This window comes from Umezawaea endophytica (assembly GCF_025061645.1).
Lineage (GTDB): Bacteria > Actinomycetota > Actinomycetes > Mycobacteriales > Pseudonocardiaceae > Umezawaea > Umezawaea endophytica.
This window is the reverse complement of sequence record NZ_JANYMP010000050.1, coordinates 23,978-43,333: the sequence shown is the minus strand read 5'-3', so window position 1 is coordinate 43,333 and position 19,356 is coordinate 23,978. Positions and strand designations below refer to the sequence as shown.

Sequence of the window (19,356 nt, the reverse complement as noted above, 5' to 3'; positions counted from 1 at the left end):
CGCAACCGCCCTTCACCCACTCGCGCCCCCACCCCCCTCGATCGGCTGATCGGACGCACCTACCCACCGGTAGTACCGTCAGGAGTTCACCTTCGGCTCCTAGGAGGTCAGCAATGACCGCAGTGGACCCCGAACACCCCACCCCCGACCAGCCCCCCTCCAACCACCCCACCCCCAACGAACCCCCCAACCACCCCATCACCGAACAAGCAGCCCGCCACGTAGCCGAACAGGCCCGCGAATCCACCTGGCGCCGCCCCAGCTTCGGCAAGGAACTCTTCCTGGGCCACTTCCGCCTGGACCTGATCCACCCCCACCCCACCGGCACCCCCGATGGCAGACGATCAGGCGAAGACTTCCTCAAGCTCCTCAAGGACTTCTGCGAAACCCACCTCGACCCCACCCGGATCGAACGCGAAGCCCGCATCCCGGACGAGGTCTACTCAGGCCTCAAGCGCATAGGCGCGTTCGGCATGAAGATCAAACCCGAGTACGGCGGCCTGGGCCTTTCCCAGGTCTACTACAACAAAGCCCTCATGCTCGCCGGCTCCGCCTCCCCAGCCATAGGCGCCCTCCTCTCGGCACACCAATCCATCGGTGTCCCCCAACCCCTCGCTCTCTTCGGCACCGAAGCCCAAAAACAAACCTTCCTCCCCCGCTGCGCCGCGGGCGCCATCAGCGCCTTCCTCCTCACCGAACCCGACGTGGGCAGCGACCCAGCCCGCCTCGGAACCACAGCCACCCCAACGGAAACCGGCGACGCCTACCTCCTGAACGGCGTCAAGCTCTGGACCACCAACGGCGTGGTGGCAGAACTCCTGGTCGTCATGGCCGCCGTACCCGACAAGGGCATCACCGCGTTCGTCGTGGAAGCCGACTCCCCCGGCATCACCGTGGAGAACCGCAACGCCTTCATGGGCCTGCGCGGCCTGGAGAACGGCGTCACCCGGTTCCACCAGGTCCGAGTCCCGGCCGAGAACCGAATCGGCAAGGAGGGCGCGGGCCTCAAGATCGCCCTGACGACCCTGAACACCGGCCGCCTCTCCCTACCCGCCATCTGCGCGGGCGCGGCCAAGTGGTCCGTCAAGATCGCCCGCGAGTGGGCGACGGAACGGGTCCAGTGGGGCCTCCCGGTGGGCAAGCACGAGGCGGTGGGCGGCAAGGTCGCCTTCATCGCCGCCACCGCGTACGCGCTGGAAGCCGTGGTCGACCTCAGCAGCGAACTGGCCGACGCGGGCGCCAACGACATCCGCATCGAAGCCGCGCTGGCGAAGCTGTACGGCTCGGAGATGGCCTGGCTGGCGGCGGACGAACTGGTGCAGATCCGCGGCGGCCGGGGCTACGAGACCGCCGAATCCCTGGCCGCGCGCGGCGAGAAGGGCATCCCCGCCGAACAGGCCCTGCGGGACCTGCGGATCAACCGCATCTTCGAGGGTTCCACCGAGATCATGCACCTGATCATCGCGAGGGAGGCGGTCGACGCCCACCTCTCCGTGGCGGGCGACATCATCGACCCGGACGCGGACCGGGGCCGCAAGGCCAAGGCGGCGGCGAAAGCAGGCGGCTTCTACGCCAAGTGGTTGCCGACGCTGGTCGTCGGCAAGGGCCAGGTGCCCGGATCGTTCGCCGAGTTCGGTCCACTCGCGACACACCTGCGGTTCGTCGAGCGGTCGAGCCGCAAGCTGGCGCGGCACACGTTCTACGCGATGTCCCGCTGGCAGGGGAAGATGGAGCGCAAGCAGCGCTTCCTCGGCCGGGTCGTGGACATCGGGGCCGAGCTGTTCGCGATCAGCGCGACGTGCGTGCGGGCCAAGGCGGACGGCGGCAACGCGGCGGAACTGGCGGACGCGTTCGCCCGGCAGGCGCGGGTCCGCGTGGACGAGCTGTTCGACCGGTTGTGGACCAACACCGACGACTCCGACGTGGTGCTGACGAAGAAGGTCATGGCGGGCGAGTTCTCCTGGCTGGAGGACGGGGTGCTGGACCCGTCCACCCCAGGGGCGTGGATCGCGGACTCGGGGCACCACGAGTCGAGGTCGGCCGACGTGCACCGGACGACGCCGGGCGGGTGACCGTTACACGGGACAGGCGGTTGGTCAAGGCGCGGCGCCTGTCCCGTGCGGTCGTGAGGAGCTACGTCCCCCGCATCTCCTCACGACTCCCCGGTGCAACGGAATCAACTTCCACCCTCCAGGAGGAGGTGCCGGTAACGCTAAGCCACATTTGGGGTGATGTGCCTAGAACAATCGGGTGAATCCCAAGGTGGCGCCAACTTGTTTAACCTCAGAGAGTGATCGCTTCGCGCTGGTCGAAGACCAGATCGCGAGCCGCCGTGAGGCCGACGGCGAGCGCTCCGCTGAGCACGGCACCGTCCCCCAGCTCCCCCGCGACGATCCGCGGCACGAGCGGGGTCGTGCGGCGCAGCGCCAGTTCCATCGGCTCCTGGAGCAGTTCGATGTTGGTGCCGACACCCCCGCTGAGCACGACCAGCTCCGGGTCCAGCACCGCGCTCACCGACGCCACGAGGTACGCCAGCCGCTCAGCCTCGTCGTGCACGACCTCCAGCGCGCGCGAGTCACCGGACTTCGCCAGCACGAACACGTCCCGCGCGCTGCGCACCTGCGTCAGCCCGATGGCCTTCGCCCGGTCCACGACCGAGTGCGCCGCCGCCGCGCCCTCGAACTGGCCCCGCACGTGCGGGTCCTCCTTGGATTCCGGGTAGGGCAGGTAGCCGACCTCGCCCGCCGCCCCGTGGGCGCCGCGGAACAGCCTGCCGTCGATCACGATGCCCATGCCGATCCCGGTGCCGACGGTGACCGTGACGAAGACCCCGACGCCCTTGGCGACGCCGTACTCCCGCTCGCCGACCGCGGCGAGGTTCGCGTCGTTCTCGACCACCAGGCCGGGGCCGAGCACGGCCTCCAGCTCGTCCAGGAGGCCCTGGCGCTCCCAGCCCGGCAGGTTCGGCGCGTGGTGCATCCCGCGGCCCCTGGTGTCCGGCACACCGGGGCTGCCGACGACCTTCGTGATCACGTCGTCCAGCTCCAGGCCCGCGTCGTTCACCGTGCGGACGGCCAGCTCCCGCACCTTGCGCACGAGCGCGTCCGCCGACCGGCACCGGTTGCGCTCGTCGACCCGCGCGATGACCGACCCGGCGAGGTCCGACACGGCGGCCCGGATGCGCTGCCTGCCTATGTCCACGCCGAGCACGTGCGCGGCGGCCGGGTTCGGCTCGTAGACCACGGCCGACCGGCCCGGCCCGGCCGTCGTCCTGCCCACGGGTCTCACCAGGCCGTGGCGCTCCAGGTCCAGCAGCGCCTGGCCGACGGTGGGCTTGGAGAGCCCGGTCTCCTTGGCGATCCGGGGCCTCGTCGACGGCCCGTCGAGGCGGAGTCGATCGAGCACCGCGCGCTGGTTGAGCGCCCGCATCCCCGCGGGTGTGCCGACCTGGGGCGCTTTCCGCACGTTCAACTCTTCCTCCGTCATGGCATTGGGCGGGATTCTAGTTCCGGAACAGCTCGACGACGGCGACGCCACACCCACGCCCGTTCAGGCAGTTGGAGCAGCGGGCAGACAGGTCAGCGGACAATTTGGACCATCAATCTTGACAACGATGTCAGGGACCGGTTGTGCTGTCGCGCGGGTCGAGCATCGAGTCAACCGGAAGGCGTGCGCAATGGGGCACATGCGGGGGAAAAGAACCCGTTTGGCACTGGTCGGCGTCACTGTCACAGCAGTGGTCATGGGTAGCGTGGGAAGCTGGTCGCCCGTATCAGCCGCACCGGAAGATCCAACTGTGAGCGCAGACCTCTTCGCATCCTCCTTCGAGGAGGGACAACCGCAGCCCAAGTGGGCGAGCACGGTGGAGACCGATGCCCAGGGCAACCCCAAGGCGTCGGGCGTCAACGGCACGGACTCGGTGAGCATCCCCGGCAACGTGACGGACAAGGTCGTCGACGTGCGGGCCAACTCGGAGAACACCGAGGGCGCCGAGGTGAAGGAGAACCTCGTCGACGGGAACATCAACTCGAAGTGGTTGACGTTCACCAGCACCGGTTGGGCGCAGTTCCAGTTCTCGGAACCGACGACGGTCAAGCGGTACGCGCTGTCGTCCGCGAACGACGCGGCGGTGCGCGACCCGAAGAACTGGACGCTCCAGGGTTCGGCCGACGGCCAGACCTGGACGACGATCGACACCCGCACCGACGAGGTCTTCCCGGAGCGGCACCAGACCAAGCCGTACGACACGGCGAACACCACGGCGTACACGTACTACAAGCTCGACATCACCGCGAACGCGGGCGGCGTGAACCTGATCCAGCTCGCCGAGGTGCAGTTCTCGGACGGCTCGGCCACCCCCGCCCCGGAGAACATGCGCACGGTGCTCAGCAAGGGCGCCACCGGCGGCTACAACGCCAAGGCGTTCGTCGGCTACACCGGCCTGAAGGCGCTGCGCTACCAGGGCACGCACTTCGCCGAGGCCCGCGGCTACTCGTACAACAAGGTGTTCGACGTCGACGTGCCCGTCACGCGGACGACCGAGCTGTCCTACATGATCTTCCCGAGCTTCATGACGGACGACCTGAACTACCCGAGCACGTTCGCCGCGGTGGACCTCGCTTTCTCCGACGGCACGTACCTGAGCGACCTCGGGGCGCGCGACCAGCACGGGTTCGAGCTGTCGCCGAAGGGCCAGGGCGCGTCGAAGGCGTTGTACACCAACCAGTGGAACCGGCTGGCGTCGGTGATCGGCGCGGTCGCCGAGGGCAAGACCGTCAAGCGGATCCTGGTGGCGTACGACAACCCCAAGGGACCGGCCAACTTCGACGGCTGGTTCGACGACATCGTCATCAAGTCGGCACCGTCCACTCCGGACTACCAGCGGCCGACGGACTACGTCCGCACCACCCGCGGCACGAACTCCAGCGGTAGCTTCTCGCGCGGCAACAACTTCCCCGCCACCGCGGTGCCGCACGGCTTCAACTTCTGGACCCCGATGACCAACGCGGGCTCCACGAGCTGGTTCTACGACTACGCCAAGTTCAACAACGCCGACAACCTGCCGACGATCCAGGCGTTCACCGCGAGCCACGAGCCCAGCCCGTGGATGCGCGACCGCCAGACGTTCCAGGTGATGCCGTCGACCGGGACGCCCACCGCGGACCGGGCGGTCCGGGCCCTGCCGTTCAAGCACGAGAACGAGTCGGACCGCGCGCACACCTACAGCGTGAAGTTCGAGAACGGCATGCGCACCGAGATCGCGCCCACCGACCACGCGGCCGTGTTCAAGTTCGACTTCACCGAGAACAGCTCGAACCTGGTGTTCGACAACGTGAACAACAGCGGCGGCCTGACGCTGGACGCCGCGACCGGTGTGGTGTCGGGTTACTCGGACGTCGGCCTGTCCTTCGGCGCGACCCGGATGTTCGTCTACGGCACGGTCGACCAGCCGGTGAAGTCCAGCGGCAAGCTGACCGGCCAGGGCCGCGACAACGTGGCGGGCTACTTCCAGTTCGACACCAGCGCGCAGAAGACCGTGACGCTGAAGATCGCGACGTCGCTGCTGAGCGTCGACCAGGCGAAGAAGAACCTGGCGATGGAGATCTCCCCGCAGGACACGTTCGACTCCGTGAAGCAGCGCGCGCAGCAGGCGTGGGACAAGCAGCTCGGCATCATCGAGGTCGAGGGCGCGTCCGAGGACCAGTTGACCACGCTGTACTCCAGCCTGTACCGGCTGTACCTCTACCCGAACTCGGGCTTCGAGAACACCGGTTCGGCCGCCGCCCCGGTCTACAAGTACGCGAGCCCGGTGAGCCCGAGCACGGGTCCGAGCACGCCGACGCAGACCGGCGCCAAGGTCGTCGACGGCAAGATCTACGTCAACAACGGGTTCTGGGACACCTACCGCACGACGTGGCCCGCCTACACCCTCTTCACGCCCTCGCAGGCCGGTGAGATGGCGGACGGCTTCGTGCAGCAGTACCGCGACGGCGGCTGGGTGTCGCGGTGGTCCTCCCCCGGTTACGCGAACCTGATGACGGGCACCAGTTCCGACGTCGCGTTCACGGACGCCTACGTCAAGGGCGTCACCAACCTGGACGCGCTGTCGACCTACGACGCGGCGGTGAAGAACGCCAGCGTCACGCCGCCGAACGACGACGTCGGCCGCCACGGCCAGGACGTGGCCGTCTTCAAGGGCTACACCCCCACGACGACCAGGGAAGGCATGTCCTGGGCGATCGAGGGCTACCTCAACGACTTCGGCATCGCGAACATGTCGAAGGCGCTGTACGACAAGGCGGCCGCGAACGACCCGCGCAAGAAGGAGTTCCTGGAGAACTACGAGTACTTCACCAACCGCGCGCTGAACTACGTCAACATGTTCGACCCGGCCACGGGCTTCTTCCAGGGCCGCAACCCCGACGGCACGCGCCGGGTGCCCGCCGCGGACTTCAACCCGCAGGAGTGGGGCTACGACTACACCGAGACGAACGCGTGGAACCAGACGTTCTCGATCCCGCAGGACGGCCAGGGGCTGGCGAACCTGTACGGCGGGCGTGACGGCCTGGCCAAGAAGCTCGACGAGTTCTTCTCCACGCCGGAAACGGCCAAGTTCCCCGGTTCCTACGGCGGCATCATCCACGAGATGACCGAGGCGCGGGACGTCCGGATGGGGCAGCTCGGCCACAGCAACCAGATCTCGCACCACATCAGCTACATGTACGACTTCACCGGCCAGCCGTGGAAGACGCAGGAGAAGGTCCGCGAGATCACCAGGCGGCTCTACCTGGGCAGCGAGATCGGCCAGGGCTACGCGGGCGACGAGGACAACGGCGAGCAGTCGGCGTGGTTCCTGTTCAGCGCGCTCGGCTTCTACCCGGCGCAGATGGGCAGCGCGACGTACGCGGTCGGCTCGCCGCTGTTCACCAAGGCGACGCTGAAGCTGGAGAACGGCAAGAAGCTCGTGGTGAACGCGCCGAAGAACAGCGCGAAGAACATCTACGTGCAGAACCTCAAGATCAACGGCAAGGTGTCCGACAAGACGTACCTGAACCACGACGTGCTCGCGGCGGGGGCGACCCTGGACTTCGACATGGGCCCCAACCCGTCGAAGTGGGCGACCGGCGCGGACTCCGTGCCGCCGTCGCTCACCAAGGGCACCGAGGTCGCGAAGCCGTTGCGGGACATCACCCTCACGGGCAAGTTCACCGGTCCGGCCGCGCTGGTGGACGACACCTCGCAGACCCAGGCCGCGGTCGACGCGCTCCAGGTCGACCTGCCGAACACCAAGGAGAGGGCCGAGTTCTACACGCTGACGTCGTCGAAGACCACGGCGGACCCGAAGAACTGGGTCCTCAAGGGGTCGCTGGACGGCAAGACGTGGACCACGGCCGACGAGCGCAAGGACCAGAAGTTCACCTGGCGCCAGTACACCCGCGCGTTCAAGATCGCCAAGCCGGGCTTCTACCGGTACTACCGGCTGGAGATCCCCGGCGGCGCGACGCTGGCTGAGTTCGAACTGCTGGCCAAGCCCCCGGTGACGGCCACCAGGACGATCACCGAGCAGGTCAACGGGCCGTTGCAGGTGACCTCCGGCGTGACGCTGGTGGACGGCGCGACGATCAGCGGGCCGGTCACCGTCAACGCGGGCGCGTCGCTGTACGTGTTCGGCGGCAAAGTGAACGGGCCGATCTCGGCCAACGGCGCGGGCACCGTGGTGCTCGTGGACTCCGAGGTCGGCGGGCCGGTCAGCGTGACCGGCGCGACCGGCGCGGTGAACGTCGAGAACACCAAGGTCGGCGGGCCGGTGAGCGTCGTGAACAACAGGGCGCCGGTGGTGCTGGCGGCCAACAACATCGGCGGGCCCATGACCGGCAGCGGGAACATCCCGGACCCGGTGAACAACGGGCTGGCGAACACCGTTCAAGGGCCGAAGGCGGGGCAACTCGCGGGCCTGTAAGGGTTTCTAGCTAGCAGGGGAGCCTCCCACGTCGGGGAGCTCCCCTTCTGCTTTCTTCACCAGGACATCTCGCGACAGCGCTGAGCCGAGTCACCGGGTTCGACCTGGAGCGTGGCGTGCTCGATGTGGTACCGCTCGGCCAGCAGCGCCTGCGCGGCGCGCAGCACCTCGGCCGGGACGGCGTCGTGCGCGATGCTCAGGTGCGCCGACGCCACCTCCATGCCGGAGGTCAACGTCCACACGTGCAGGTCGTGCGCCTCGGTCACGCCGGGGAGCTGCGCGAGGTCGGCCTGCACGGCGGCGACGTCCAGGCCCTCGGGGGCGTGCTGGAACAGGATGTGCAGCGCGTGGCGGGCCAGCTTCCACGTCCGCGGCAGCACCCACACGCCGATCGCGACACCCATGACCGGGTCGGCGTAGCGCCAGCCGAACACGAGCGTGACCAGGCCGCTCAGCAGCACGCCGACCGAGCCGATCAGGTCGGCGAGCACCTCCAGGTACGCGCCCCGGACGTTGATGCTCTCCTTCGCGCCGCCGCGCAGCAGGAAGAACGAGACGACGTTGGCCAGCAGTCCGAGCAGCGCGGCGAGGATCACCGGCAGGCCTGGCACCGACGGCGGGTTCCCGAAGCGGCCGACGGCTTCGTAGACCACGTAGCCCGCGACGCCGAACAGCAGCACCGCGTTCGCCAGCGCCGCGAGGACCTCCGCGCGGTACATGCCGAACGTCTGGTTGCGGCCCGTCGTCGAGCGGCGGGCGATCATGATCGCGGCCAGCGCCATGCCCACCCCGAGCACGTCGGTCAGCATGTGCGCGGCGTCGGAGATCAGCGCCAGCGACGACGTCGCCCACCCGACGGCGAACTCCACCACCATGAAGACCGCACCGATGCCGAACGCGATCCACAGCTTCCCGATGTGCCTGCCCGAAGCGCTCGCCGCCTCGGCAGGAGACACACCGTGCCCATGCCCGTGACCCATGCGAGCAACATATAGCGACATGCGCATGTGTGCAATGTGACCGACTACTGACGCCAGGTAGGCCCCGCCAACCGTCCCAGGATCCGGACGGCCCTCGGCGACACCCGGCTGCCGAGCAGCGCCAGCCACGACTCCGGCGTCACCGGCACCAGGAGGCGATTCTGCCGAACAGCGCGGACGACAGCGGTCGCGACACGCTCCGGCCCGTAACCCCGCAACTGGTAAGTCCTGGTCACGGCGTCGCGTTTCACCTGTTCGGTGGCCGCGTCCGCGCCCGCGAACGTGGCGCTGCGGGTGATGTCGGTGTGCACCACGCCGGGGCAGATCGCGCTGACCCCGATCCCGTTCGGCTTCACCTCCTCGGCCAGGCACTCCGCCAGCATCAGCACGGCCGCCTTCGTCGCCGAGTACGCGGGCAGCGCCTTCGACGGGAAGTAGCTGGCCATCGACGCCGTCACGACGACGTGCCCGCCCTCACCCCGTTCGACGAGCTGCGGCAGGAACGCCCGCACCGTGTGCACGACGCCCCAAAGGTTCACGTCCACCACGCGCCGCCAGTCCGCCTCGGACGTGTCCAGGAACGCCCCGGCCACCACCACCCCGGCGTTGGCCATCACCACGTCCGGCACCCCGTGCTCGACCCGGACCCGCTCGGCCACCGCGCGCAGCGCCGCACCGTCGGCCACGTCCACCTCGTACGCGTGCCCCCGCACCTCCCGCGCCGTCCTCGCGGCCGCCGCGCCGTCCACGTCGAGCGCCACCACCTCCGCCCCGTCCACCGCGAACGCCAACGCCGTGGCCCGCCCGATCCCGCTGCCGGCTCCGGTGATCACCACCAGCTCCCGCCTGGCGGGCGTGCCGTCGACGAACTCGGCCACCATCCGCGCCACCGCCGCGGGGTGCGTCCGGGGTGCCCAGTGCGACGCGTGCAACGACCGCCGTGTCAGGTTTTCCACCCACGGCTCAGCCGCCTGGAGGTGCCCGACCTTCACGAACGGGTCCCGCCGCAACGCGATCTGCATCACCGGCACGTCCACCCGCCGCGGCGCGGGCGCACTGCCCACGTTCGCCCGGTACAGCCCCAACCCGTTGACCAGCTCCCGGTGCCGCGCGTTCAACGCCGCCCGCACCTTCTTCGACCGCCACACCAGCTCCGGCACCACCGGCACCCGGAACCCCGCGATGTACCAGGAGTGCTTCAGCAGGTTGAACACCTTCACCGGGTGCCGCCGATTCCGCCGCACCCAGTCGCTCACGTGCCCCAACGACGGCCCGGAGATCGACGTGAACGACGCGAACAACTCCGGATACCGCTCAACAGCCACCCAACTCTGCGTAGACCCCCAGTCATGCCCGACCAGGTGCACCTTCCGCCCAGGCGCCACGACCTTCACCACAGCCGCCAGGTCCTCAGCCAACCGCTCAACCCGATACCCACTCAGGCCCTCCGGCCGCCCCGATCCCCCCGCCCCACGCGTGTCGTACCGAACAACCCGAAACCGCCCCACCAACCCCGCCACAACCCCGTCCCAGACGGCCGAGGTATCCGGGAACCCGTGCACCAACACCACGACCGGCGCCCCAGGTTCCCCCTCCTCCACCACCCGAATCCGCAGGTCACCAGCCACAACCGCCCGCTCACACCCCACCACCATGCCACCCGAGGGTAGGGGGTGAAAACCTGCGCCGACAGTGCGCTAGGATCATTCCAACAGCTACGGCCCCCGTAGCTCAGGGGATAGAGCACCGCCCTCCGGAGGCGGGAGCGCAGGTTCGAATCCTGCCGGGGGCACCACTTCTGACCTGCGGCGATGCGCTGCAGGTCTTCTTTTTTGGAACTCAGCCTGTGGCATCATCGCGTCCACCAGCCGACGCACCCAGCCCAGGCCAGCACGCGGCAACGTCGAGCAACTTCCCAGCGGCTCCTGGCGCGTCCGCGTCTACGCGGGCATCAACCCGGTGACCAGGCGCCCGCGCTACATCACCGAGACTGTGCCGAACGGCCCTGACGCGATCCTCGAGGTCGAGGATGTCCGCCAACACTTACTCGCCACCTGCCGCAGCAATCATGGGCAGGGCGGCACAACCGTCGCGGAGCTGACCACCCGGCACATCCTGCTGTTGGCTTTGAGCGAGACGACCCGAGAGCGATACTTCGAACTCGACTCCACCCACATCGTGCCCATGATCGGCCACGTCCTCATCCGAGACCTGACACCCGAGACACTCGAAGACTGCTACGCACAACTCTTGTGCTGCCGTGATCACTGCGTCGTTCAATGCCTGTTTCAGATCTGCGATGAGGTCCTCGGCATCCTCGAGGCCCACTTCCAACTTACGCTCATCGTCCATTCTGGACAGTGGCCGACCCACTGATAGCCGGTAAGCACGTTAATGTCCATTTGAGACATACCTTGCGTCTTGCCAGCAGTTGCAGGTCGACCTCGAAACGTTCCACGACAGCCGAGTGGCTCAGGTTGTGGACCGGGTGATCCACCGTACTGTTGGATCATGAGAAGTCGGCGGAGCACCCAGCGAGACTGCGGATTGGCTGTGGCCTGTCCACACGCGTGCGGCGCGTGACGATGCTTGACCTCACACCTCAACACAGCGTCTACTTCGAGGCTGCTGCCAACGACGAACCGGAGGTGCGTATCGTGCCCGGTCGAATGGTCGAACAGCGCTACCGCGACGGCGGTATCGCCGCGCAAGGGGAATCAACATCGTGATCACCGCGGACCAGCAGCCGCTGCCTGTGCCCATGCCTGCCGAGAGCTGGCACGACGCTCATCTCGCAGCTGCCGCTCACACTCTCGGGTGGCGTGGAATCGTACTTCCGCGAGTGCAGGCGTTCGGTGACGTGATCACGGTCGTGGCAGAACTCGACGATGAAGTGCACGCCGATCGAGTGCGGTCCGGGTGGCCACCGGTGACCGACCGGACCACGATCGCAATGTGGTCCTGGCCGGAACACGCCGACACCAGGCCCGCCGCTGCGATGCGCGTCGTCGGAGTACTGGCTACCGGTACCCGTTGGCAACGGAGCGTCAAGCTCGCGGCCAAGTACGGCGGTTTTGGTTCGACGGCGCTGATCACGGAAAGCGCACGCAAGCCGCCCCAGAATTGCCTGCTCCACGCCCAGTACCGCGGCGTAGGAGTGGTCTGGGCTCAACGCGATGGCGCCATGACGATGGCGAGCCCAGGCAGGGTGGGACCGGTACCGACCGCGCGACCAACGGACATCTCACGGTGGTTCGAGGAAGTCGTGTACGAATGCGCACTGAAGACCGGGAAGATCCCAGCGCACGCCGACGCGTCTAGCTGATCGGCTGGGCGCCACGGAGCGATGCCCAGTTGCCGAGCACGCGTTGCGGGTTCCAGTCCGCTGCGGTGCCCTCGTGCTGGAAGATCGCCGAGTCGCACAGCCCGATCCAGGCAAGACGTCGCTCCGCCGAGGTGGCGAGGTTGTCGAAGAGCTCGGCACGGATCTGGTACAGGACTTCCACGGAGTGCAAGTAGGCCGCGTCCTCAGGCTTGGGCGCGGACTTGATCCAGCTGAGGCTCTGCCCGCCGCAGACCACACAGCCGCACTTCCACAGGTCGTTGTCGGGGTTTTGCTGAATCTCCGGCTCGATCTTGTCGAGGCTGATGTAGGACAGCATGCCGCGAACGAGGGCCGCGACCGATGGCATCGCGCCGCCACCACCGTTCTCCTTTCGCGGGAAGAGGTGACGCAACCCAGTCCTGGTGCCAACGGCCGCTGCCTCGGCGCCGAAGCACAGCGCCCCGACCGCAGCCACGTCGCACCGCAACAGGTAGACCTTGACTTCGAGTTGCAGCACCTCGACGAGGCCCTGCAGCAGGCTCCTGGTCGCGTACGGATCCTTGGGGTGCTCGATGGTCAAGGCGACGGGCACGCCCGCATCGATGACGTGACGGAGAAGCGTCGGAAGCCCGGCCTTGGCATCGAGCCAGCTCTTGTGCAGGGCCAGAGGTGCCACGAGATCAGGCTGACCGTCGGCCTTGACGCGCGCGAGGATGCTGTACAGGCCGCTCTCGTCGCCCTCAGCGACGTAACCGCCGTCCGGCAGGACCACGGAGAGTCCCAGTCGGCGTTGCTGGCTGATCCAGTTGGCGTCGAATGCGTCCGCAGCGAGCTTACGGTGCTTGCCGGTGTACGCGTCGGCTTCAACGATGAGGCCCCGCTGAAACTTCTTGGCGTACTTGAGGTGGCGTGCCGCCATGAGCGCCTTGCCCTTGCCGTGTAGGACAAGGCCTCCGCCGTCGCGGTCTGCGAGTTCCAGGGCCAGTTCGGCGCGGTTGGCATCGGTGTGCACAAGCAGGGCCTGGCGCAGGTCAGTCGCGGTCATGGTTCCTCGTTCGTGCTCGTGGCCGCGGGCAGCGGCGATGCTGTCGGTTCGAGGTAGTGGCGCCTGAACTGCTCCGGCAGCATCAGCGCGATCTCAGCGAGTTCCTCTTCTGTGCGGCCGGCTTGCAGGTGCCGGTCGATGGCGGTGCGCAACCTCATGGGCGCCTCGGGCACGAGGTCGCCGGGCTCTCTGCGGTTCCAGCCGTACTGGTTGAGCCTTATCCGAAACGACTTGAACTGCGTGGGACTGATGCACTCCAACTGCGCGGCGCGCTGGATCAGGGCCGCGATCGACACCTTCCACCGCGCCTTCAGCTCCGCGAGCCGGCCGAACTGCCGCACCGTGAGACCGTCGAGTTCGATCTGGATCAGGTCCGCCGGCAGCAAGAACTCCGCCGCGAACGCGTTTGCCTGGCTCTCCTGCTCGTCATCGGGCAGCTCGTGCATGAGGAGATGCCCGAGCTCGTGCGCCAAGGTGAACCGGAACCGGTCCGGCGGCAAGCCCATGTTCACCAGGACGATGGGGTTCCCTCCCGGCGGCCATCCGCTGACCGCGTCCTGCGCGTCCGAGCCCAACTGCCGGACGATGACCGTGACGCCGGCTCGTTCCAGCAATTCGGTCATGTTGCTCACCGGTCCAGGAGACATCCCCCAGTCGGCCCGCAACTTGGCCGCGATGTCCTGCGGCGCCACGTCCGGCCCGAGCGGCTGCCTGTGCAGCGGCAGCACCAGCCCGCTCTCCGGCTCCTCCATGAGCCGCTGCGCGGACATCCCGACAAGCTGAGTGAGGCCCTCGATCTTCTTCGCCGTCACCACGGCCATCCGACTGGCCCGCCGACGATGGTGAAGGCACGTCGCTTCCAGCGCGAGCGGAGCTTCACCCATGCACAACAAGGTTTGTGGGACCTCCAACGCGCTTGCCACGCGTTCCAGGCCCTCCTCGTCCAGCGACATGTGCCCGCGTTCGATCTTCGAGACCGACCCCTGAGCCATGCCCGACTTCTTCGCCAGGTCCTGCTGCGTCCACCCCTTGGCCTCGCGAGCCAGGGCGACCATCTGCCCAGACGCACCCGCGTCAGCCACCGCATCACCTCCACTGAGACGTACGTCTCCAGGAAGTGTACCAAACTAGCCATTTCTCATTCCTCATCGATTCGCAGGTGATTCCTCAGCCGTCGAGTGTGCCCTGACCTGAGAGTTCGTCCGGCAGCTTGACCTGCGTATTGGCTTCGACATCAGGCAGGCAGACGGGCGCTGTCGCATGGGCGACCACGCGAGCGCGCATCCGCGACGGCTCAGCTCTGCACCTCTGGCCGCCGCGTTCACGACGTCCGTTCGGGACGGGTGCGCGAGCTCTCCCTAGCCGGGCAGACGGCTTTCCTAAGCGCGAACGACCCTGACCAGCCGCCGAGCCAATTCCCAGCCTGACACGAAGCGTCTCGGCAGAGGTGACGTCTGACGAGCCCGGTGAACCGCGTCCTCGTGTCGCGCCCGAACAAGAAGATCTTCCTGCGGGAGCTGATCGCGAGCAGCAGGGCGATGAGCCGGGTGCGATCCGCGGTTGCCCCCCTGCGGTAACAGATGCAACCGTACGTAGCGATGAGATGTGCATGGGAGTGCTGCGGGACCCGGACAAATGGCGCGAAGTGATTGATGCGTACCTCGAGCTCCGCGACCGCCCACACCTGACACCCCAACGGCGGGGCCAGCAGTTCAACGGCCTGATCGCCGACCTGTTCACCTGCTTCGGGCTCACCGCCAAGCCGGACCAGCAGGGCGACGCCGGTGAGATCGACGTGACCTTCGGCGTCGGCAACCAGCGATTCATCCTGGAGGCCAAGTGGGTGGACAAGCGGACCCCGATCGACCCCATCGCCAAGCTCCAGCGCCGCTTGGACCAGCGCATGCGGAACGTGACAGGCGTGTTTCTCTCCATGCCCGGCTACACCCCCGGCGCACTCACCGGGATCGACAAAGGCCGCCAGCTGGACGTGCTGCTGCTCGACCAGGAGCACTGGGAGGCGATGCTGTTCGGCCTCGTGCCACCGACGGAGATGATCAACCTCCTCACCGACGTCGCGTCGTACCAGGGTCAGGCGTACACCCCGCTCGGTACCCTGCTGCGCAACGACGTCCCCGTGCCACAGCTGAGCTTCCCGCCTGCCGCTGTCTCGGTCTGCGCTCCCCTGGCCGACCACGTGCGCACCGAGGTCGTGCTCGGCGGCGTCCGGTCGCGGACTGCGGGCCTCACCCTGATCGGCGCGGACTCGATGCTGCTCACTACCGACGACGGCGTGCTGAAGGTCGATCTCACCAGCCGAGCGGTGTCCTGGGCAGTGCCTGTGCGCGGCTACCACGGGCGTGCCGTCGAGCAGGACGACGCGATCCTCGTGCAACGCGGGGTTGGCACCGGCCTCTACCGCAACGGGCAGCTCCGACCCGTCCATCCAACCGACCTCGCCGCGACCGCACCGGTCGCGCTGTCCCCCAACGAAGTCGTCCACGTCGACGACACCACGCTGCGCGTCGCGGACCTCGACACGGGGCGCAGCATGAACCTTGCGCACGTCGATGGTGTGATCGCCAGCGTGGCTGCAGGGAACAAGGCGAAGTCCCTGTACCTCGCGGTGCGGGACAGCGGCGACCGGATCACGGTCGTGCGCGTCACCGCCACCAAGGCGTGGCTGCAGGAGGTGAAACAGGTTCCTGCGCCACGCCCGACGGAAGCAGTCCCCGTGCCGGTGGCACAACTCGTGATGCCGCTGCCGGCGCCGGCCGCACCCCAGGACTCGCGCGCGATCGAGGAACAGCAGGGGTATCGCGACGGCCAGGTGTTCGCGGGCGATCTCCCGTTGTTCGCACTGGACACAGCCGCCACGGTGCACTTCGACATCTCGCGGTGGCTGGAACCTTTCCGAGAGACCTGGCGGCAGCTCGTCACCCGCGAGGCACCCGCGGGCACCGAACTCCTGCCGTGGCTGCCGCAGGTGGCGCGCAAACTCGGCTCACTCGCCGCGCCCGACCGCACCGCGGAAGCGCACTTCGCTCCGTCGCCTGCCTACGTCGCCGGATTCGGCAACGGTATGCGCGAGGCCTGGCACAGCGCGGTTCGACGGCAGGCCGTGCCGTACGACGCGCAGTTCCGCCAGCAGTGGTTGCGCGAGCCGGTCGGCAAGCGCGCCGTATTGCGCGGCGCGTTGACCCTGACCGAGCTGCGCACGTCAACGCTCAAAGGACAGGCGGCGACCACCTCGAAGTGGTTCGGCCGCGTCGTCCTGTGGCTGGTGACGTCCGCGCTGGGCCTGTTCGAGATCGCGGCGATCATCATCGCGGCGACCGGCAGGTGGCCCGGCGTCGGTCAGACGATTGCCGGACTGCTCGTCTTCACCGTGCCGTTCCTGGCTTTCCTCACCTGGACGGTGCTGGACCTGCGTCGTTTTCAGAGGTTGCGGCGCACCGCTTCCGCCTCGCTCGTGCGTCCTTGAACCTCGTACAACTCAAGCGCGCCGACCACGCCCTCACCACCGCGCTTGAGGGTGCGCTGGAACCGATGGGGGTCACGCTGGCCCAGGCCAACGTGTTGCTGTTCGTCGACAGGTACCCGCTCACGACGATGCCGCGCCTCGCCGCGGTCACTCCCCAGGCCATGCATCGCACGGTCGGCGGGTTGCAACAGCACAGCGGTGCAGGACCGCACCGCTGATCACCTCGACCACACCGAGGTCGATCAACTGCACCACCTGCTGCGCCGTTACGAGGCCGCGTTCCTCCAGCGTGAAGAGGGACCATGAGGCTGCGGCGCAAGGAGCCGGTGGTGGTCCGACGACCGTTCGGTGTCGACACCGTCACCTCGGCCGACGGCACCACGATCGGGTTTCGCCGCTACGGCACCGGTCCAGGGCTGGTGCTGATCCACGGCGGCATGAACGCCGCACAGGATGTCGCGGACCTCGCCTCGCTGCTGGCCGACGACTTCACGGTGTACGTCCCCGATCGTCGCGGCCGTGGGATGAGTGTCGTCGGATGACCCGTCCTGGGACTGGCTGACGCGCTACGACCGCGAGATCACCGGGAGACGGCACCAGGAGCCCTCGTGAACGGTGAGCGCCTGCGCGCCATTGCGTGCTGGTAATTCGATGGTTGAGCGCAACGCACTTGCCGCCTTTATCGCCCCTCTCTAGTTTCAAGGCCTCGCAGGAAACAGAGACCTCAACCCCTGCCCACGGCCTGGGCGAGCGAAATCGAAAGGCGTCGGGTGAAGCAGGCGAGCTTGAAGATCGATGGACAACTGATCACCTGCCTGGAGAGTTCGGCCGAGCGGAGTGGGCAGGCCGACCCAGTGGTCATCCTCGTCCACGGCAACTCGTCTTCGGCCAGGACCTGGCTCCCGGTGATGCGCGGTGATTTCGGCAGGAGGTTCCGCTGCGTCGCGCTGGACCTGCCCGGACACGGTCAGTCCGAACCGGCGAGGGACCAGGCCGGCTACTCGCTGCCGGGCTACGCCGCCGTGCTCACCGGCGTCGTGCGGGAACTCGGCGCGGCGGACGCGGTCATCGTCGGCTGGAGCCTGGGCGGGCAGATCGTGCTGGAGGCCGCGCCCGAACTGCCGGACGCGCGCGGCTTCGTCATCTTCGGCGCGCCACCGGTCGCATCACCCGCGCAGATGGGCGAGGCTTTCCTGCCGCACCCGGCGATGGCCGCCCTCTTCAGCGCGCAGGTCGGCGAGTCCGAGGCGAGGCTGGCCGCTGAGAGCTTCACCGCGCCCGGTTCGCCGCTCGACATCAGCGAGTTCGTCTCCGACATCCTGGCCACCGACGGCGCGGCTCGCACCGGGCTGGGGGCCAGCGCCGGTGCGGGCCGGTTCGCGGACGAGATCGCGATCGTCTCGGCGCTCCGTCAGCCGCTGGCCGTCCTGCACGGCGCCGACGAGCAACTGGTCAGCCACGACTACCTGCGGAAGCTGACCATCCCCACGTTGTGGCGCAAGGAAGTCCAGGTGATCCACGGGGCGGGCCACGCTCCGCACCAGGAGGCGCCGCAGGTGTTCGCCGACCTGCTGACGGAGTTCATCGGCGATCTTGACCGCACGCGCTGATCGGTCCGGATTCGTCGCCCGTGCCCGGACAACTCGCGATCGTGCCACCACTCAGAACAGTGTCGCGGGCTCAACCGGCTCAGGCTCGGGCAGTGCGTCCAGGTCGGGCACCAGCTCTCGCACGTCGTCGTGGAACCGGCGGGCGAGCGCAGGCGCGTCGTCGTTGTCGGGGGTGTGCAGGAAAACCGTCGGCGACCGGCCCTCGCGCAGCCAGTCGGCGACGACTGCGGTCCACGGCCGCCACCCTTCGACCGTCTCCTCGACCGAATCCCGGCCCAGGTAGCGGACGATCGGCTGGTCGGTCAGCGCCCGCATCCGCCGCGGCAGCCGCGGTTTCTTGACCCAGGCGTCCTGCTCGGCCTCGCTGGTCGGCGGGTTCCGGAAGAAGACCGTGGTGTCGAACGGCACCCACTCGGCATCCGCGTCGGCGAGTGCCCTCTCCAGCAGCGACGCCGAGCCCGCGTCGGTGAAGAAACCGGGGTGGCGCACCTCCACGGCGCGCCGGCGGTCGACGGGGAGCCTGCGCAGGAAACGGCCGAGTGCGTCGACGTCCGCAGGACCGAACGTGCCGGGCAACTGGGTCCACAGGACAGCCCGCTCGCCGAGGGGTTCGATCGCGTCCAGGAACGCCCGCATCTCGGCCTCGACCCCGGCGAACCGGCGCTCGTGCGTGACGACCTTGGGCAACTTGACCACGAACCGGAAGCCGGGGCCGGTCTGCTGCGCCCAGGTCGCGACGGTGTTCCGGGTGGGAGTCGCGTAGAAGGTGGTGTTGCCCTCGACCGCGTTGCACCAACCGGCATAAGCCCGCAGACCCTCCCTGGCAGGCAGCGGCCGCGGCAGGAACCGCCCAGGCCACGCCTTGTGGGTCCACATCGCGCAACCGACATGAAGACGTGCCACTCCGTCAGCTCCCATCGCTCGTGAGTGAAACGGTTTGTCGCCAGTTCGG

At 68.1% G+C, this 19,356-nt stretch carries 15 protein-coding genes and 1 tRNA gene; 10 read left to right on the top strand and 6 right to left on the bottom strand.

The annotated features are described in order from the left end of the window. The first annotated feature begins 113 nt into the window (after nt 1-113). Complete coding sequence (locus NZH93_RS48100) at nt 114-2,072, top strand: acyl-CoA dehydrogenase family protein (protein WP_259630087.1); 1,959 nt, start codon at nt 114-116, stop codon at nt 2,070-2,072. A 211-nt stretch (nt 2,073-2,283) separates the two neighbouring features. Here the strand turns inward: NZH93_RS48100 and NZH93_RS48095 are convergent, their stop codons facing one another. Then, nucleotides 2,284-3,486: an ROK family transcriptional regulator gene (locus NZH93_RS48095; RefSeq protein ID WP_259630086.1), complete on the bottom strand. Its 1,203-nt coding sequence runs from the start codon at nt 3,484-3,486 to the stop codon at nt 2,284-2,286. Nucleotides 3,487-3,676: 190 nt separating this feature from the next. Here NZH93_RS48095 and NZH93_RS48090 point away from each other — a divergent pair, with 190 nt between their 5' ends. After that, the gene (locus NZH93_RS48090) at nt 3,677-7,960 is read left to right on the top strand and encodes a GH92 family glycosyl hydrolase (RefSeq protein ID WP_372507038.1); all 4,284 of its coding nucleotides are present in this window, start codon (nt 3,677-3,679) and stop codon (nt 7,958-7,960) included. 56 nt (nt 7,961-8,016) lie between these two features. On the opposite strand, the gene NZH93_RS48085 is transcribed toward NZH93_RS48090, so the two are convergent. Beyond that, nucleotides 8,017-8,940, bottom strand: a complete 924-nt coding sequence (locus tag NZH93_RS48085) for a cation diffusion facilitator family transporter (RefSeq protein ID WP_259630084.1) — start codon at nt 8,938-8,940, stop codon at nt 8,017-8,019. 44 nt (nt 8,941-8,984) lie between these two features. Further along, nucleotides 8,985-10,595 (bottom strand): SDR family oxidoreductase, encoded by a 1,611-nt coding sequence (locus NZH93_RS48080; RefSeq protein WP_259630083.1) that lies wholly within the window; start codon nt 10,593-10,595, stop codon nt 8,985-8,987. A gap of 65 nt (nt 10,596-10,660) precedes the next feature. Here NZH93_RS48080 and NZH93_RS48075 point away from each other — a divergent pair. From NZH93_RS48075 to NZH93_RS48060, 4 genes are all read left to right on the top strand, one after another. After that, nucleotides 10,661-10,735: transfer RNA gene (locus NZH93_RS48075), tRNA-Arg, on the top strand. Nucleotides 10,736-10,899: 164 nt separating this feature from the next. Further along, nucleotides 10,900-11,316 carry a hypothetical protein gene (locus NZH93_RS48070; protein ID WP_259630082.1) on the top strand — a complete coding sequence of 139 codons (417 nt, stop codon included), beginning with the start codon at nt 10,900-10,902 and terminating at the stop codon, nt 11,314-11,316. 203 nt (nt 11,317-11,519) lie between these two features. Then, nucleotides 11,520-11,669 carry a hypothetical protein gene (locus NZH93_RS48065; protein WP_259630081.1) on the top strand — a complete coding sequence of 50 codons (150 nt, stop codon included), beginning with the start codon at nt 11,520-11,522 and terminating at the stop codon, nt 11,667-11,669. Beyond that, complete coding sequence (locus tag NZH93_RS48060; protein WP_259630080.1) at nt 11,666-12,265, top strand: hypothetical protein; 600 nt, start codon at nt 11,666-11,668, stop codon at nt 12,263-12,265. The genes NZH93_RS48065 and NZH93_RS48060 overlap by 4 nt, the downstream gene beginning before the upstream one ends. On the opposite strand, the gene NZH93_RS48055 is transcribed toward NZH93_RS48060, so the two are convergent. Further along, nucleotides 12,258-13,310, bottom strand: a complete 1,053-nt coding sequence (locus tag NZH93_RS48055; protein ID WP_259630079.1) for a hypothetical protein — start codon at nt 13,308-13,310, stop codon at nt 12,258-12,260. The genes NZH93_RS48060 and NZH93_RS48055 overlap by 8 nt on opposite strands. Continuing rightward, nucleotides 13,307-14,392 carry a helix-turn-helix domain-containing protein gene (locus NZH93_RS48050; RefSeq protein ID WP_259630078.1) on the bottom strand — a complete coding sequence of 362 codons (1,086 nt, stop codon included), beginning with the start codon at nt 14,390-14,392 and terminating at the stop codon, nt 13,307-13,309. Before NZH93_RS48050 ends, NZH93_RS48055 begins: the two co-directional genes overlap by 4 nt. A 527-nt stretch (nt 14,393-14,919) precedes the next feature. Between NZH93_RS48050 and NZH93_RS48045 the strand changes: the two genes are divergently transcribed. From NZH93_RS48045 to NZH93_RS48030, 4 genes are all read left to right on the top strand, one after another. Beyond that, entirely contained in the window at nt 14,920-16,794 is a 1,875-nt protein-coding gene (locus NZH93_RS48045; protein WP_259630077.1) for a restriction endonuclease, read from the top strand. After that, nucleotides 16,791-17,012 (top strand): winged helix DNA-binding protein, encoded by a 222-nt coding sequence (locus tag NZH93_RS48040; RefSeq protein ID WP_259630076.1) that lies wholly within the window; start codon nt 16,791-16,793, stop codon nt 17,010-17,012. The genes NZH93_RS48045 and NZH93_RS48040 overlap by 4 nt, the downstream gene beginning before the upstream one ends. An 84-nt stretch (nt 17,013-17,096) precedes the next feature. Further along, entirely contained in the window at nt 17,097-17,336 is a 240-nt protein-coding gene (locus tag NZH93_RS48035; RefSeq protein WP_259630075.1) for an alpha/beta fold hydrolase, read from the top strand. 243 nt (nt 17,337-17,579) lie between these two features. Beyond that, a complete protein-coding gene (locus tag NZH93_RS48030; RefSeq protein WP_259630074.1) occupies nt 17,580-18,404 on the top strand; it encodes an alpha/beta fold hydrolase in 825 nt (274 codons plus the stop codon). A 51-nt stretch (nt 18,405-18,455) separates the two neighbouring features. On the opposite strand, the gene NZH93_RS48025 is transcribed toward NZH93_RS48030, so the two are convergent. Further along, entirely contained in the window at nt 18,456-19,322 is an 867-nt protein-coding gene (locus NZH93_RS48025; protein WP_505011386.1) for a DUF72 domain-containing protein, read from the bottom strand. Between the last annotated feature and the right edge of the window lie 34 nt (nt 19,323-19,356).

Coding starts and splice junctions, on each gene's coding strand:
- NZH93_RS48100 (WP_259630087.1), top strand. CDS start 114: ATGACCGCAGTGGACCCCGAACACCCCACCCCCGACCAGCCCCCCTCC.
- NZH93_RS48095 (WP_259630086.1), bottom strand. CDS start 3,486: ATGACGGAGGAAGAGTTGAACGTGCGGAAAGCGCCCCAGGTCGGCACA.
- NZH93_RS48090 (WP_372507038.1), top strand. CDS start 3,677: ATGGGGCACATGCGGGGGAAAAGAACCCGTTTGGCACTGGTCGGCGTC.
- NZH93_RS48085 (WP_259630084.1), bottom strand. CDS start 8,940: ATGGGTCACGGGCATGGGCACGGTGTGTCTCCTGCCGAGGCGGCGAGC.
- NZH93_RS48080 (WP_259630083.1), bottom strand. CDS start 10,595: ATGGTGGTGGGGTGTGAGCGGGCGGTTGTGGCTGGTGACCTGCGGATT.
- NZH93_RS48055 (WP_259630079.1), bottom strand. CDS start 13,310: ATGACCGCGACTGACCTGCGCCAGGCCCTGCTTGTGCACACCGATGCC.
- NZH93_RS48045 (WP_259630077.1), top strand. CDS start 14,920: ATGGGAGTGCTGCGGGACCCGGACAAATGGCGCGAAGTGATTGATGCG.
- NZH93_RS48035 (WP_259630075.1), top strand. CDS start 17,097: ATGAGGCTGCGGCGCAAGGAGCCGGTGGTGGTCCGACGACCGTTCGGT.
- NZH93_RS48025 (WP_505011386.1), bottom strand. CDS start 19,322: ATGGGAGCTGACGGAGTGGCACGTCTTCATGTCGGTTGCGCGATGTGG.